Origin of the sequence: Streptomyces sp. D2-8 (assembly GCF_023184515.1) — a bacterium.
Lineage (GTDB): Bacteria > Actinomycetota > Actinomycetes > Streptomycetales > Streptomycetaceae > Streptomyces.
The window spans coordinates 100,908-114,457 of sequence record NZ_JAAHBP010000008.1 but is presented as its reverse complement, the minus strand read 5'-3'; the positions used below and the strand labels follow the sequence as shown (position 1 = coordinate 114,457).

10 protein-coding genes are annotated in these 13,550 nt (G+C 70.7%); 4 read left to right on the top strand and 6 right to left on the bottom strand.

Annotation, left to right across the window (positions count from 1 at the left end; all coding sequences use genetic code 11):
• Positions 1-197 precede the first annotated feature (197 nt).
• The 3 genes from typA to G3I77_RS16405 form a co-directional block, all read right to left on the bottom strand.
• The gene (typA, locus tag G3I77_RS16415; RefSeq protein WP_248504481.1) at positions 198-2,105 is read right to left on the bottom strand and encodes a translational GTPase TypA; all 1,908 of its coding nucleotides are present in this window, start codon (positions 2,103-2,105) and stop codon (positions 198-200) included.
• 167 nt (positions 2,106-2,272) lie between these two features.
• Complete coding sequence (locus G3I77_RS16410) at positions 2,273-2,911, bottom strand: hypothetical protein (protein ID WP_248504479.1); 639 nt, start codon at positions 2,909-2,911, stop codon at positions 2,273-2,275.
• 113 nt (positions 2,912-3,024) lie between these two features.
• Entirely contained in the window at positions 3,025-5,169 is a 2,145-nt protein-coding gene (locus G3I77_RS16405) for an ABC transporter family substrate-binding protein (protein ID WP_248504477.1), read from the bottom strand.
• Between the two features lie 288 nt (positions 5,170-5,457).
• On the opposite strand from G3I77_RS16405, the gene G3I77_RS16400 reads away from it, so the two are divergent.
• From G3I77_RS16400 to G3I77_RS16385, 4 genes are read left to right on the top strand one after another with little or no spacing between them, the layout of a single operon-like run.
• Positions 5,458-5,748, top strand: a complete 291-nt coding sequence (locus tag G3I77_RS16400; RefSeq protein WP_248504475.1) for a hypothetical protein — start codon at positions 5,458-5,460, stop codon at positions 5,746-5,748.
• Positions 5,749-5,805: 57 nt separating this feature from the next.
• Positions 5,806-6,642 carry a hypothetical protein gene (locus G3I77_RS16395; protein ID WP_248504473.1) on the top strand — a complete coding sequence of 279 codons (837 nt, stop codon included), beginning with the start codon at positions 5,806-5,808 and terminating at the stop codon, positions 6,640-6,642.
• An 18-nt stretch (positions 6,643-6,660) separates the two neighbouring features.
• On the top strand, positions 6,661-8,601 hold the full coding sequence (locus G3I77_RS16390) for a fumarate reductase/succinate dehydrogenase flavoprotein subunit (protein WP_248504471.1): 1,941 nt from the start codon (positions 6,661-6,663) through the stop codon (positions 8,599-8,601).
• Positions 8,598-9,374: a succinate dehydrogenase/fumarate reductase iron-sulfur subunit gene (locus G3I77_RS16385; protein WP_248504469.1), complete on the top strand. Its 777-nt coding sequence runs from the start codon at positions 8,598-8,600 to the stop codon at positions 9,372-9,374. The genes G3I77_RS16390 and G3I77_RS16385 overlap by 4 nt, the downstream gene beginning before the upstream one ends.
• Here G3I77_RS16385 and G3I77_RS16380 read toward each other — a convergent pair.
• The 3 genes from G3I77_RS16380 to G3I77_RS16370 form a co-directional block, all read right to left on the bottom strand.
• Positions 9,349-9,507, bottom strand: a complete 159-nt coding sequence (locus tag G3I77_RS16380) for a hypothetical protein (protein ID WP_248504466.1) — start codon at positions 9,505-9,507, stop codon at positions 9,349-9,351. The two genes, G3I77_RS16385 and G3I77_RS16380, sit on opposite strands and share 26 nt — an antisense overlap.
• Positions 9,504-10,598, bottom strand: coding sequence for a glycosyl hydrolase family 18 protein (locus tag G3I77_RS16375; RefSeq protein ID WP_248504464.1), 1,095 nt, complete (start codon positions 10,596-10,598; stop codon positions 9,504-9,506). The genes G3I77_RS16380 and G3I77_RS16375 overlap by 4 nt, the downstream gene beginning before the upstream one ends.
• Before the next feature lie 66 nt (positions 10,599-10,664).
• Positions 10,665-13,301 (bottom strand): SpoIIE family protein phosphatase, encoded by a 2,637-nt coding sequence (locus G3I77_RS16370; RefSeq protein ID WP_248504463.1) that lies wholly within the window; start codon positions 13,299-13,301, stop codon positions 10,665-10,667.
• Positions 13,302-13,550 lie beyond the last annotated feature (249 nt).

The window sequence follows — 13,550 nt, the reverse complement described above, 5'->3', positions numbered from 1 at the left end:
GCACGGCCGTTGTGCGCTCCCCGGAACCGGGGAGGCCTGGCGCTTCCGCAGCAGGGTAGTGGGCGAGGAGCGCCCCCGACGGCTGTCACCGGCAAATCGAGGGTTTTCCCTACCCTTCTTCTTTGCGCTTTCTCCCCTTCACACAACAGCACCGGGCACCCCGCCCATGCGGGGTGCCCGGTGCTGTCGCAGGGGTGTCAGCCGTGCTTGGCGCGGCTCGCGGCGCGGGCGCGCTCGCGGGCGTCCAGGTTCACCTTGCGGATGCGCACGGCCTCCGGGGTGACCTCGACGCACTCGTCGTCCCGGCAGAACTCCAGGGACTGCTCCAGCGACAGCTTGCGCGGCGGGACGATCGCCTCGAACGAGTCGGCCGAGGAGGACCGCATGTTGGTGAGCTTCTTCTCCTTGGTGATGTTGACGTCCATGTCGTCGGCGCGGGAGTTCTCGCCGACGATCATGCCCTCGTACACCTCGGTGCCCGGCTCCACGAACAGCACGCCGCGCTCCTGGAGGTTGGTCATCGCGAACGCGGTGACCGCACCGGAGCGGTCGGCGACCAGGGAGCCGTTGTTACGGGTCTGGAGCGTGCCGAACCAGGGCTCGAAGCCCTCGTGGATGGAGTGGCCGATGCCCGTGCCGCGGGTCTGGGTCAGGAACTCGGTCCGGAAGCCGATGAGGCCGCGCGAGGGCACGACGAACTCCATGCGGACCCAGCCGGAGCCGTGGTTGGACATGTTGTCCATGCGGCCCTTGCGCACGCCCATGAGCTGCGTGACCGCGCCCATGTGCTCCTCGGGCACGTCGATCGTCATGCGCTCGACCGGCTCGTAGACCTTGCCGTCGACGTCCTTGGTGACGACCTGCGGCTTGCCGATGGTCAGCTCGAAGCCTTCCCGGCGCATCGTCTCGACCAGGATGGCCAGCGCCAGCTCACCACGGCCCTGCACCTCCCAGGCGTCCGGCCGCTCGGTGTCCAGCACCCGGAGGCTGACGTTACCGATCAGCTCGCGGTCGAGGCGGTCCTTGACCTGGCGGGCGGTGACCTTGCGGTCCTTGACGGCCGCCTTGTTGTCGGCGCCCTTGCCGGTGGCGCCACGGCCGACCAGAGGGGAGGTGTTGGTGCCGATGACCATGGAGATCGCGGGCTGGTCGACCGTGATCAGCGGCAGCGCGACCGGGTTCTCCGGGTCGGCCAGGGTCTCGCCGATCATGATGTCCGGGATACCGGCGACCGCGCAGATGTCACCGGGGCCGGCCATCTCGGCCGGCTTGCGGGTGAGCGCCTCGGTCATCATCAGCTCGGTGATGCGGACGTTGCTGACGGACCCGTCGCGCTTCATCCACGCGACCGTCTGGCCCTTGCGCAGCTCGCCCTGCTCGACGCGGAGCAGCGCGATACGGCCGAGGAAGTTGTCGGCGTCCAGGTTGGTGACGTGGGCCTGGAGCGGGGCGGCCTCGTCGTAGGTCGGGGCCGGGATGTGCTCCAGGATCGTGGAGAAGAACGGCTCCAGGCTGGTGGAGTCGGCGGGAACCGTGCCGTTGTCCGGCTTGGTCAGCGAGGCGATGCCGTCGCGGCCGCAGGCGTAGACGATCGGGAACTCGATCTGCTCCTCGTCGGCGTCCAGGTCGAGGAAGAGGTCGTAGGTCTCGTTGACGACCTCGTCGATCCGGGAGTCCGGGCGGTCCGTCTTGTTGATGCACAGGATGACGGGCAGCCGCTGCTGGAGCGCCTTGCGCAGCACGAAGCGGGTCTGCGGGAGCGGGCCCTCGGAGGCGTCCACGAGCAGGACGACACCGTCGACCATCGACAGACCGCGCTCGACCTCGCCGCCGAAGTCGGCGTGACCGGGGGTGTCGATGATGTTGATGGTGATGACGTCCCCCCCGTCCTTCGGGTGGTACTTCACCGCCGTGTTCTTGGCCAGGATCGTGATGCCCTTCTCACGCTCCAGGTCGTTCGAGTCCATCATGCGGTCGTCGACGCCTTCGAGCTGGTGGGCGGCGAAGGCGCCGGCCTGCTTCAGCATGCCGTCGACGATGGTGGTCTTGCCGTGGTCGACGTGGGCGACGATGGCGACGTTGCGGATGTCGTGGCGCGTGGCCATATTGCGGCGTTCTCCCGGAGTGTGAGGAATGCCCTGCGCGGACGTCTACGGTGCGCGGGCCCTGCCGGGCTGAACATGCCACGGCCACACCCCATGCTACGGGGCTGCGGCCGCAGGGGTTAGCCGGGATACGTCGGTGCAGGTCAGGCCTTGTTTCGAGGAGCTTCTCAGGCGCAGGAGCGCCGGACGACCTCCCGGGCGAGGGCCGAGTCGGGGCGCTCGTCGCAGTCGGTCAGGCCTGAGATGTCGACCGTCCAGTTCCGGGCGTGGCCCGAGACCGTCCTGCCGTCCTGGCAGATGTAGCGGAAGTCCGCCGCCACTTCCCGCACACCGGCGTACTGGACGAACTCGCCCGCCGCGTGGGGCGTGACACGGCCGTCGTCGAGGTCGGGCGCCGGGAGCCGGACGTCGGTGAACGCCCAGGTGTCGCCGCCCGCCTCCGCCAGGGTGCGCGCGTCGGAGTCGATCTCGCCGATCTTCTTGCCGAGCGAGAAGAGGATCTCCGCGGGGGACGGGGCCGGTCCGTCGGCGCGTACCGAGGGGCTGGGGGTGTACACCCGCCGCATCCGGTTCCGCAGGCTGCCGTCGCCCTCGCCGAGTCGCTCGGGCTCGGAGACACCGGTCAGCCGATCCCTCTTCGTGATGTGGGACCAGGTGAACGTGCCGCCCGCGCAGGCCTTCGCCACGGCCTTGCCGCCCTTGCCGTCCCCGTCGCCGCCCGCGTCCCCCGTGCAGGCCGTCAGCCCCGCCACCAGCACCCCGATGACCAGTCCGGCCGTGCAGGCCCGCCCCACCATGCCGCGCATCCGCCGGCTCCCGTCCCCCGTGCACGGACGCCCGGCGTCCGCACCATGATCACTGCTGATCTCATGGTGCGGACGCCGGGCGTGGACGGCAAGGCGTTTGAGCGTTCCCAGAGCTACGGGGCGGCCGAGCCCTTCGCCGACGGGCCGGACGCCGGCTTCGCGCCCTTCTTCAGGAAGCCCATGTCCTCGTAGACCGGCGTGCCGAAGCCGAAGGCGCCGGTGTTGACCAGGTTCTTGCGGGCCGCCAGGAGCTGGGGGCGCTGGAAGAGGGGGATCGAGCCGGCCGCTGCCCAGATGCGGGAGTCGGCCTTGCGGATCAGGGAGCGGGACTCGCCCTCGTCGAGGGTGGCCACGGCCTCGTCGAAGAGCTGGTCGACCTGGTCGGTGCCGACGCGGGTGTAGTTCTGCTCGACGTTCAGCGAGCCGTCGGCGGCCGGGACGGGCTTGGCGTAGACGGGGCGGGCGTCGGTGGCGGGGTACGCCGTGGCGGGCCAGGAGTACAGGGCGAGGTCGTACTGGCCGGAGGCGATGTGGTCCTTGAAGTAGGACTCGTCGGAGACCTTGGAGATCTCCGTGCCGATGCCGACGCGCTCCAGCATGCGGGAGATGCGGTCGGCGACCGTGCGCAGCGTCTGGGAGCCGGGCCCGGAGGGGAGCACGAAGCGGAGCGTGAGGGGCTTGCCGTTCTTGGCGAGCGGGGCGCCCTCCTGGTTCGCCGGGGCGGCGGTGCCCTTGGGGGCGTACGCGCCGGGGGCGCCCCCCTGGGACTTGTACTGCTTGCCCTCCTGGGCGAGGTGACCGGCCGGGTCGGGTCCGTGGTGCGGCTTGTTGTCCTCGCCGGAGTCGTCGGCCTTGCCGCCCTCGGGGCCGGCCGCCTTCTCCTTCTCCTCCTTCTTCTCCTTGATGGGGCCGCCGCGTACCCACCCGGCGTCCGCGAGCAGCGCCTGGGCCTCCTTGGTGTCCTGGTCGCCGAGGGCGCCGCTGTTGTCGGCGTAGTGGGCCTGGCCGGACAGGGCCAGGTGGCTGCCGACCGGGACGGCGGGCAGGCCGAGGGGCTTGAGGACGGCCTGCGCCAGTTCCTTGCGGTTCAGGGCGCGGGCTACGGCCCTGCGCACGCGTTCGTCGGTGAGCGGGCCCTCGGCGCCGTTCAGGGCGAGCTGGGTGTAGGCCGGCTCCAGGGACTTGCGGACCTCGAAGCCGCTGAGGGCCCGCTGCTGCCGGGCGTACTTGACGGCCGCCTTGCGCAGCTTCTTGCGGGCGACGGTCTCCTCGTCGGCGGCGTCCTCGTCGGATCCGTTGGCGACGGCCCAGGAGTGCAGGGAGTCCGCGGCGGACCGGTCGGCGCCCGGGCCCATCAGCGGGCTGCCGGAGCTGTGGGGGCGCGCGGCGACGGTGATGCGGCGGGCCGCGGAGGGGTCGATCTCGGCCAGGTCCAGGGTGCCGGCGGCCAGCTCCGCGGTCCGCTTGTCGCGCGGGACGGTGCGCAGCACGATCTCGGAGAGCCTGGCCGGCTCGCCCCACCAGCGCGCGTTGCGGGTGAGGGTGATCTCCCCGTCCTTGCGATCGACCTTCTTCACCGTGAAGGGACCGGCGGTGACCTTGAGCTTCTTGCGGGCCCCGTCGTTGAAGGAGTCCGGGGTGCCCATGACGTCCTTCGGGTACAGCGGCGAGAACAGCGAGCGCCAGTCCGCGTAGGGGCGGCTGAAGGTGACCCGGACCTCGAGGGCGTTGTCGCCGCGCTCGATCTTCTGGATCCGGTCGTAGCCGGCGTTGCGGGCGGTCCAGTAGGCGGTGTCCTTGCCGGACAGGGCGCGCCACTGGGCGGCGAAGTCGGCGGCGCCGATCTCCCGGCCGTCGCTCCAGACGGCCTGCTGGCTGAGCTTGTACAGGACGACCTGCTTGGGCTCGGTGTCGACGACCTTGGCGGACTCCAGGAAGTCGGGGTTGCGCTCCGGGCGGCCGGAGGCGTTCATGCGGAACATCGACGGCAGGACGGCCTGGGCGACGCGGGTGGTGGTGGCGTCGGCGTCCGACTGGAACGTGTTCAGCGTGTCGGGCACGGAGTCGACGGCCCAGCGCAGGGTGCCTCCGTCGGCGATCCGGTCGCGGGGCGCGGGCTGGATGTCCTGCCCGGCGAGCGGCTTGCCGGACGGGTCCTCGGAGCCGCATCCGGCGAGCGCGGGCACCGCGAGCACTCCCGCGGTGAGGAAGGCGACCGAGCGCGTGACCGCACGCGGGCCGACGCCGTGCTGGGACATCTGTGCTACCTCCGGGAAGCCGCGGGCGTTATGATCACTTTTGGCGGTATTTGGATTTCATCTGATGTATGCGGCCACTGAAGAGGAAAGGGTTCGGCAACACAGGGCGACACGACGGTTACGGACGGGAAGTCACCCATGCGGCGCAATGCGCGGCGGGATGCACCCGAACGCCTCGGCCAATCGATGCACATCCCTTCACAGCACATGGCGTGACGCGCAACACTCGCAGGCGCATGAACGTTGCCGCCTTGGGCCATGAAGGACCCGCGGAAGTGAGGGCAAGTCATGTCCGTTCACGACGAACTGACGTCAGTCCAGCGCAGTCTCGACGAAGTGTTCCGATCGCTGGGACGCCTGGAGAAGCAGCTCGGCACCGGCGGCCTGGAGATGCGCCGCGTCCGTGCCGACGCCAACCACCTGCGCGAGAGCGTCGCCCTGCTGCGCGACGCCGCCGCGTCACCGGCCGCGCCGAAGCGCCCCGAGCTGGTCACCATCTCGGACACGCCGTACGACTCCGCCCTGTGGAGCGACTCGGACGACGAGGGGCTCGGCGCCCGGGACCGGCACGCTCCCTGACCCGGGGCGGAGTCGCGCGCGACCGGCACCTCCCCCGAACCCGACCGGAGTCGTCACGTGGCCACTGGTACGGAACCCCCTGCCACCGAACCCAGACCTGAGAGCGGCGGTGTGCGGGGCGCTGCGCGGGCCGCGATCGCCGCCCCGCACCTGCGCACCGACCGCTGGTGGCTGGCCCCGGCCGCCACCGCGGCCGGTCTGCTCGCGTTCATCGTGTACTCGACCTGGCGGGCCTTCGCCAACACGGACTACTACGCGGCGCCGTACGTCTCCCCGTTCTACTCGCCCTGTCTGGCGGAGAACTGCGAGCCGATGAAGGCCGGCCCGAACTGGGAGATCTTCGGGAGCTGGTGGGGCATCTCGCCCGCGATCATCATCCTGATCTTCCCGCTCGGCTTCCGCCTGACCTGCTACTACTACCGCAAGGCCTACTACAGGGGCTTCTGGGCGTCCCCGCCGGCCTGCGCGGTGGCCGAGCCGCACAAGAAGTACACCGGTGAGACCCGCTTCCCGCTGATCCTGCAGAACATCCACCGGTACTTCTTCTACGCCGCGCTCCTCGTCGCCGGGATCCTCACGTACGACACCGTGCTCGCCTTCCGCGACGAGACCTACGCGTGGGGCCACATGGGTCTCGGCACCCTCGTGTTCCTGGTCAACATCGTGCTGATCTGGGCGTACACGATCTCCTGCCACTCCTGCCGGCACATCGTCGGCGGCAAGCTCAAACACTTCTCCAAGCACCCCGTGCGCTACCGGATGTGGCAGTGGGCGGGGAAGCTCAACGCCCGGCACATGCAGCTCGCCTGGGCGTCGCTGGTGAGCGTGGCGCTCGCCGACTTCTACGTCTACCTGGTCGCGTCCGGCGCCTTCGACGATCCGCGCTTCTTCTAGAGGGATGGGGCCTTACTGATGTCCGTGGTCGACCGGCAGGAGTGGGACGTCGTCGTGGTGGGCGCGGGCGGTGCCGGGCTGCGCGCCGCCATCGAGGCCCGCGAGCGGGGCGCCCGTACGGCCGTGATCTGCAAGTCGCTGTTCGGCAAGGCGCACACGGTGATGGCCGAGGGCGGCATCGCGGCGGCGATGGCCAACGCCAACGAGAACGACACCTGGCAGGTGCACTTCCGCGACACCATGCGCGGCGGCAAGTTCCTCAACCAGTGGCGGATGGCCGAGCTGCACGCCCAGGAGGCACCGCAGCGGGTGTGGGAGCTGGAGACCTGGGGGGCGCTGTTCGACCGCACCAAGGACGGCCGGATCTCCCAGCGCAACTTCGGCGGCCACGAGTACCCGCGCCTCGCGCACGTCGGCGACCGCACGGGCCTGGAGCTGATCCGCACCCTCCAGCAGAAGATCGTCTCCCTCCAGCAGGAGGACTACAAGGAGACCGGCGACTACGAGTCACGGCTGAAGGTCTTCCAGGAGTGCACGGTCACGCGCGTGCTGAAAACGGACGGCCGGGTCTCCGGCGTCTTCGCCTACGAGCGCGAGTCGGGCCGCTTCTTCGTGCTGGAGGCACCCGCCGTGGTGATCGCCACCGGCGGCATCGGCAAGTCCTTCAAGGTGACGTCGAACTCGTGGGAGTACACCGGCGACGGCCACGCGCTGGCCCTCCTCGCGGGCGCTCCCCTGCTGAACATGGAGTTCGTGCAGTTCCACCCGACCGGCATGGTCTGGCCGCCGTCGGTGAAGGGCATCCTCGTCACCGAGTCGGTGCGCGGCGACGGCGGGGTGCTGCGCAACTCCGACGGCAAGCGGTTCATGTTCGACTACATCCCCGACGTCTTCAAGGACAAGTACGCCGAGACGGAGGAGGAGGGCGACCGCTGGTACGACGACCCGGACCACAACCGGCGCCCGCCCGAGCTGCTCCCCCGCGACGAGGTCGCGCGGGCGATCAACGCCGAGGTGAAGGAGGGGCGCGGCTCGCCGCACGGGGGCGTGTTCCTCGACGTGTCGACCCGGATGCCCGCCGAGGTCATCAAGCGCCGGCTGCCGTCGATGTACCACCAGTTCAAGGAGCTGGCCGACGTCGACATCACGGCGGAGGCGATGGAGGTCGGGCCCACCTGCCACTACGTGATGGGCGGCATCGCGGTCGAGTCCGACACGGCGGCGGCGCGCGGGGTGCCCGGGCTGTACGCGGCCGGTGAGGTGGCCGGCGGTATGCACGGCTCCAACCGGCTCGGCGGCAACTCCCTGTCCGACCTGCTGGTGTTCGGCCGCCGGGCCGGTCGGCACGCGGCCGAGTACGCGGCGGGGCCGGCCGGGGCGCGGCCCGTCGTGGACGACGTCCAGATCGACTCGGCGGCGGCGGAGGCCCTGCGGCCCTTCTCGGCGGAGGCGGAGATCGAGGAGCCGGCGGATGGCCCGCCGGAGAACCCGTACACCCTGCACCAGGAACTCCAGCAGACGATGAACGACCTGGTCGGCATCATCCGCCGCGAGCCGGAGATGGAGCAGGCCCTTCAGAAGCTGGCCGAGCTGCGGGTCCGGGCGAGGCGGGCCGGGGTCGAGGGGCACCGGCAGTTCAACCCGGGCTGGCACCTCGCCCTGGACCTCCGGAACATGCTGCTGGTCAGTGAGTGCGTGGCGCGGGCCGCGCTGGAGCGCACCGAGTCGCGCGGCGGGCACACCCGCGAGGACCATCCGGGGATGGACCGCAAGTGGCGCCGGATCAACCTGCTGTGCGCGCTCACCGACCCGACGGGCACGCTGGCGGCGACGGACCCGGTCCGCGGCCAGATCACCCTCACCCGCGAGACCACCGAACCCGTCCGTGCCGACCTGCTCGCCCTGTTCGACAAGGAGGAGCTGGTCAAGTACCTCGCCGAAGAGGAGCTGTACGAGTGAGCAGCTACGAGGCCCGTTTCAAGGTGTGGCGGGGCGATGTGCAGGGCGGTGGCCTGGAGGACTTCAAGGTCGAGGTGAACGACGGCGAGGTCGTGCTCGACATCATCCACCGCCTCCAGGCCACCCAGGCCCCCGATCTCGCCGTGCGCTGGAACTGCAAGGCGGGCAAGTGCGGTTCCTGCTCGGCCGAGATCAACGGGCGGCCGCGGCTGCTGTGCATGACGCGCATGTCGGTGTTCGACCGGGAGGAGACGATCACGGTGACGCCACTGCGGGCGTTCCCGGTCGTCCGCGACCTGGTCACCGACGTCGGCTTCAACTACACCAAGGCCAGGGAGGTCCCGGCCTTCGTGCCGCCGGCCGGGGTGGGTCCCGGCGAGTACCGGATGATGCAGGAGGACGTGGACCGCTCGCAGGAGTTCCGCAAGTGCATCGAGTGCTTCCTGTGCCAGGACACCTGCCATGTGGTCCGTGACCACGAGGAGAACAAGCAGGCGTTCGCCGGGCCCCGTTTCCTGATGCGGGTGGCGGAGCTGGACATGCACCCGCTGGACGCGGCGGCGGAAGAGGGCCTGGACCGCAAGACCACCGCCCAGGACGAACACGGCCTGGGCTACTGCAACATCACCAAGTGCTGCACGGAGGTCTGCCCCGAGGGCATCAAGATCACGGACAACGCGCTGATCCCGCTGAAGGAGCGGGCGGTCGACCGCAAGTACGACCCGCTGGTGTGGCTGGGCTCGAAGATCAGGAGGCGCTCTTCAGCAGGCTGAGCGCCTGGTGGAGGTTGTGTTCCGCGATCTCCCGCATCCGGCCCGGGTGCGGGAAGTCGCCCTCGATGAGGGTCAGCGGGCCCGAGACCAGGGCGAGGTCGGTGCGGGTGAGGGTTCTCCGGGGTCTGGTCACCGCGCCCAGTCTTCCTTGTAGGAGCGCCAGTCCGCCTCGGTCGCGGCGAAATCGATGTACAGCGCGACGCCGAAGCGGGCCCGGTCCGCGTCCGTGCGGGACAGGCCGAGGCGGACGCCGCGGACGGCGGCGGGGACGGTTTCGGCGTGGTTCCAGTGGCCGAACCGGTTCTCGTGGAAGAAGGGCAGGCCCATCAGCAGGTCGGTGGAGGGCGGGGTGACCTCCAGGGCGAGGGAGGTCTGCTGGGCGACGTAGCCGCCGTAGGTGCTCTCCAGCGGCTGCATCGTGTCGTACGACATCACGGCGATCTGGTCGACACGGCGCGCGACCTGCCCGAAGAACTCCTGCGACCACCACTTGGGGTGGCCGGTGACGCCGCCCCACAGGGTGTGGAAGGCCGGGAGCGGGTCGATCTGGTGCGCGGCGACGGAGAGTTGGGCGTCCCGGGAGCGCGTCTCGCGGCGCAGGGAGTCGAGAAGGGTCAGGAAGTCGCGGTCGCCGGACGGCATGGGTTCCAGGTCGAGGTGAATGCCCTCGTAGCCGGTGTCCAGGACCTGGCGGGCGGAGCGGACCGCGGCCGCGCGGGTGTCCGGGTCGTTCAGGAGCAGGCCCTCGCTGTTCTCGGAGGCGAGGACGTCACCGAGGAAGGCCTGGACGCGGACGCCGGGCAGTTTCTCGTGCACGGCGTCGATGAACCAGCGGGCCTTCGGATAGACCGACTTCGGGAGGGTGCCATCGTGCTCCAGGGGGCCCGAGTGGACGTACAGGTCACGGATGCCGGTGTCTCGCAGGCGGCGGGCCAGGGCGGTGACGTCGGCGTCCTTCTTGCGGCCGTCGACCCAGGCGTGGCCGAGCCACAGGGCGTCGCGGTCACGGGTGCGGGTGCCGTCGGCCGGGTCGCCCGTGTAGTTGATGCGCAGGGCTGTCAGCACGGACAGGAGCGGGACCAGCAGGACCAGGACCACGGCGAGCGCCGTGCGTCCGATCCAGCGTCGGCGCCGCTTGCCCTCCCCGCTGTCGAGTGTGGGAGCGTCCTGCGCGGCGCCTTCGGCGGCCGCCTCGGTCGGGGTGGAGCCTTCCGTGCGGTCCATGCCGTCTCCCCGGTGATGCGGATGGTGTTGCCGGGGATGACGATCAATACGGACGTTCGGTTGCCGTCAGAACAGGCTCAGCAGGGCCTCCGCCGGATCCGTCAGGCTCGTGTCGCCTCCGGGCAGGGGCAGTTCGAACCACACCGTCTTGCCCCGGGGTGTGCGGCGGGAGCCCCATGCGGCGCTGAGGAGGCCGACGAGCTGGAGGCCGCGGCCGCCCTCGTCGGTGTCGCGGGCGCGGCGGCGGCGGGGCTGGACCAGGCCGGAGTCCCAGACCTCGCAGACCAGGGTGCGGTCGAGCAGGAGGCGCAGGCGGATCTCGCCCTCGCCGTAGCGCAGGGCGTTGGTGACCAGTTCGCTGACCAGGAGCTCCGTGGTGTCGACCAGGGGTTCCATGTCCCAGGCGAGCAGCTGGGCACGCGCGTACTCACGGGCCCGGCCCACGCTGCGCGGCTCGCGCGGCAGGGTCCAGTCGCCGACGGATTCCGTGGGCAGCCCCTGTACACGTGCCATCAGCAGGGCGATGTCGTCCTCGCCGTGATGGGTGTCGAGGGTGTTGAGGACGTGGTCGCAGACGTCCTCCAGCGGCTGGGTCGGATCGGAGAGGGCGCTGACGAAGGCCTGCAGGCCCTCGTCCAGGGGGTGATCGCGGCTTTCGACCAGTCCATCCGTGTAGAGCGCGAGCAGGGCGCCTTCGGGCAGTTCGACCTCGACCTCCTCGAAGGGCTCCCCGCCGACGCCGAGCGGCATGCCCGGCGGCACGTCGAGCATCAGCGCCGGCTCACCCGGCTCGACCAGCACGGGCGGCAGATGACCCGCGTTGGCGAAGGTGCAGCGCCGGGTGACGGAGTCGTAGACGGCGTAGACGCAGGTGGCGAGGTACACCTCCGAGAGGTCCGCCTCGCGGGGGCGGCGGGCCGCCCGGGTCGCCTGCTGCACACCGCCGGGGGCGCCGAGGCCGCGGGCGATCTCGTCCAACTGGGAGAGCACTTCGGCCGGTTCCAGGTCGAGCTGGGCCAGGGTGCGGACCGCCGTACGGAGTTCGCCCATGGCGACGGCGGCGCGCAGGCCGCGGCCCATGACGTCGCCGACGACCAGCGCGGTGCGGTGCCCGGGGAGTTCGATGACGTCGAACCAGTCGCCGCCGACCTCGCTGGGCCGGCCGGTGTTGACGTTGCCGGGCAGATAGCGGCAGGCGATGTCGAGGCCGGAGGCCTCCGGGTCGCCGGGCGGGAGCAGGGACCGCTGCAGTATCAACGCGCGTTCGTGCTCGCGGCGGTAGAGGCGGGCGTTGTCGATGCAGACCGCGGCGCGGGCGGCGAGTTCGACGGCCAGCTCCCGGTCCCGGTCGCCGAACGGCTCGCTGCCCTTCGTACGGGCGAACTGCACGAGCCCGACGACGGTGTCGTGGGCGACCATCGGCACGGCGAGCGTGGACTGCACGAGCCCGCCGTCCTCGCCCGGGACGGTCTGCGGACGGGCCGTGCGCAGGGCGTCCGCGCAGGGCGAGTTGAACGGGTAGTGGTGGACGGCGCCGACCGCGACGGGTACGCCGGTGCCGGCGAAGGGGGCGTCGGAGACGGCACTGGCGAAGGCCACGCGGCGCAGTTCGCCGCTGCCGTCGGCGAGTCCGGGCGGGGTCTCGTCGCCGGCCAGCAGGCCCTGGTAGAGGTCGACGGTGGCCAGGTCGCAGAAGCCGGGGACGACGACGTCGAGGAGTTGCCGGGCCGTGGTCTCCAGGTCGAGGGAGTTGCCGATGCGGGCGCCCGCCTCGTTCAGCAGGGCGAGGTTGCGGCGGGCGGCGGCGGCCTCGCGGGCGGCGGCGCGGCGGGCGGTGATGTCGGTGCCGAGCCAGGCGATCCCGATGGGGCGGCCCGAACCGCTGTGCACGCGGTAGAGGTTGACGGACCAGTGGCGGCGCTCGTCGGAGCCCGGCACGAAGCCCGTGACGTGCATGTCGGTGATGGAGTTGCCGGTCTCCAGCACGCGGCGCAGCGTGGCGGCGACCCGCTCTGCCTCGCCGCGCTGGAGGTAGTCGTGGACGCCCTTGCCGCGGTGGTCGTCGGGCGTGCCGCCGAAGATGGACGCGAAACGCTGGTTGGCGCGGCGGACCCGCAGGTCGGGGTCGATCAGCAGGAAACCGAACGGGGATTGACTGAAAATGGCCTGCGAGGCGGCAAGGTCGGTCTCGATGCTGCGCAGGGTGCGTACGTCGACGACGATGCACACGGCGGCCTTCTCGCCCTCCTCGGTGCGCGTCGGCATGACGTACACCTCGGCGAGCCCCTCGTGGCCGCACTCCCCCTCGACGCCCTTCGGCATCCGGAAGGGCACCACGCCCGTCCACTCGCGGCCGTCCAGGATCTCGGCCATCTTGCGCATGCCCCGCTCGCGATGGCGCGGGTCGATGAACGCCTCGATGGGGTCCATGCCGACGGCACGGCCGGCGGGGATGCCGAAGAGGTGCTCGGCGCGCAGGCTCCACTGGTCGACCAGCCCGTCGGGGCCGATGGAGAAGGACGCGACCTTGATGTAGTCGTAGATGGATCCGGGGGGACTGCTCTGCCAGATGGCGTCCCCGGACCGCGCTCCGTCGGCCGCGAGCGCGCCTCCCACCGCGGAGGCCAGGCCGTCGACAGCCCTCGCCCTCGCGCCCTCCGACGGGTCCTCGGACTCCGTGGCCTTCGCTGGTATCTCGCTCACGCGAACCGTCCCCTCCAGCTCACCGCGTCCGGCACCTGTCACCAGGGGCGGCTGCCCGCAGTATCCAGCACTACGGTGCCGCACAACACGGTGTTCACGATCACAGCACGGTCCCGATGGTTTTCGGTCCGGACCGTGACAACACTTCCAGTCTTCTAACCAGGGGACACCTCGTCGAACCCCGTCCATCGGCAACCGCCACTGGCCTGAACCAATCGCTCTACAGCGGTAGGACGTACGTACACCGGA

Coding starts and splice junctions, on each gene's coding strand:
- typA (WP_248504481.1), bottom strand. CDS start 2,105: ATGGCCACGCGCCACGACATCCGCAACGTCGCCATCGTCGCCCACGTC.
- G3I77_RS16410 (WP_248504479.1), bottom strand. CDS start 2,911: ATGCGCGGCATGGTGGGGCGGGCCTGCACGGCCGGACTGGTCATCGGG.
- G3I77_RS16405 (WP_248504477.1), bottom strand. CDS start 5,169: ATGTCCCAGCACGGCGTCGGCCCGCGTGCGGTCACGCGCTCGGTCGCC.
- G3I77_RS16400 (WP_248504475.1), top strand. CDS start 5,458: ATGTCCGTTCACGACGAACTGACGTCAGTCCAGCGCAGTCTCGACGAA.
- G3I77_RS16390 (WP_248504471.1), top strand. CDS start 6,661: ATGTCCGTGGTCGACCGGCAGGAGTGGGACGTCGTCGTGGTGGGCGCG.
- G3I77_RS16375 (WP_248504464.1), bottom strand. CDS start 10,598: ATGGACCGCACGGAAGGCTCCACCCCGACCGAGGCGGCCGCCGAAGGC.